The 1,591-nt window shown below is 34.0% G+C and carries 1 protein-coding gene; it reads right to left on the reverse strand.

From position 1 onward, the window contains the following. Positions 1–90 precede the first annotated feature (90 nt). Positions 91–1,185 (reverse strand): serine hydrolase, encoded by a 1,095-nt coding sequence (locus CVD18_RS22185; RefSeq protein WP_103867625.1) that lies wholly within the window; start codon positions 1,183–1,185, stop codon positions 91–93. Positions 1,186–1,591: the final 406 nt, after the last annotated feature.

The raw sequence follows: 1,591 nt of genomic DNA on the forward strand, positions 1-1,591 counted from the left end.
CCCTTATCACCAAATCCCAGATCAGTCAACAGATCATATAGCGCTAGCCTATCGGCACGCCATATGCTTAGTTATTACCCTTTGTTTTTCTTATTTTTTTCCTGTGAATGTTGGTAATAAGATATCCGTTATTGCTTTAAAAGGCAGTTTGTCCTCTTGTGAGTTGTAAGCACTTCCTGTAAAAACTGCTATCATATTTAATTCTGGGAAAACAAAAATATATTGACCTCCATTTCCAGTTGCTGTTTTAGAAACATATATTTTTTCGTTTACTCTAAAAGGAATATTCCACCATAAATAACCGTAATCAATTCCAGTAATCTTTGTTTTTGGCGTGGTTGATTCTGCAATCCATTTTTCCGATACGAGTTGTTTATCATTCCACTTTCCGTTGTTGAGTATTAGTTGTCCGATTTTTGCCATATCCCGAGAGGTCATATACAATCTCTTTCCAGAAGAAATTATTTCTTTCTTTGTAGTATGTCCCCAACTTAAATTGATGACATTTAACGGTTTGAATAAATATTGTTCAGCAAACTTGTCAATTGTCATTCCTGAAGATTGACTTATTATTTCTGCAATTAAGATTGCACCCATAGAACAGTAATTTGAAACTGTTCCTGGTTCATTAATCATTGGTAGGTTAAGTGTATATTGAAGCCAATCTTTCTTTTTAGAAACTTTATCTTCCTGTCCTTTTGATTTTTTGTCCCAATCGTTACAATCAAGTCCACTTGACATTGTTAAGAGGTCTTTGATTGTAATTCTTTCTTTTCTTTCATCAATATTTTTCTTTGGTATTGGGCTTTTGAGGTATTTTGAAATCGGGTCGTTAACATTATCGATGAATCCTTTGTCGATTGCAATTCCCAATAAAATTGACCTTATGCTTTTCGTAGTAGAACGAAGGTCGTGTTTTTGGTTTGAGGTTTGTCCATTTAGATATTCCTCAATTATAATTTGGTTATCTTTTATCAATAATACGCTTTGGATTTTGTTTTCATTATTATTCAATTGATTGAACATTTTATAAATCAAAGTTGTATCAATATTTAGCGATTTCAGGTCGTTTGTTTTCCATCCATCTCCAATATCCTTAGGCTTTGAATAAATATATTCATCCTGTCCGTAACAAAATCCGCAAATGAATAAAGTTATAATTATTAATGTTACTATGTTTTTCATAATAAAGGGTAACGTTAAGTGTAAGAAATCGTAGGGCAGAGGATAAGCACTAGATTTCGATTTGTCACTAAGTCAAATATAAATATTTTGTATTTATCTTCTCAACCGTAAATATTAAATTTTATATTTGGCGACCTCGCAAGCAAACCCAAGCCTTTCGAATAAACACAATCCGCCCTATGTTTTTTACACAGTGTGTGTGCCCAGCATGGGCATCTATTATTTATCGAAGATAAATAATTAATCTAGAGGGTGCAAGTCCCTTATGGGCAGGGGTTACGCCTTGAACCATTAGTAAGTCGCAAGCTGGTTTATCGTGAGATATGCAGTGAAGGAAGCGAGACTACAAAGCTCGGTACTGAGGTACACGAATCGCATATTGAGGCTATTAGATCGGATAAGTAGG

Origin of the sequence: Aquimarina sp. I32.4 (assembly GCF_002924285.1) — a bacterium.
GTDB lineage: Bacteria > Bacteroidota > Bacteroidia > Flavobacteriales > Flavobacteriaceae > Aquimarina.

Bases quoted from the DNA above. Each gene is read 5' to 3' on its own strand.
- CVD18_RS22185 (WP_103867625.1), bottom strand. From the start codon at position 1,185: ATGAAAAACATAGTAACATTAATAATTATAACTTTATTCATTTGCGGA.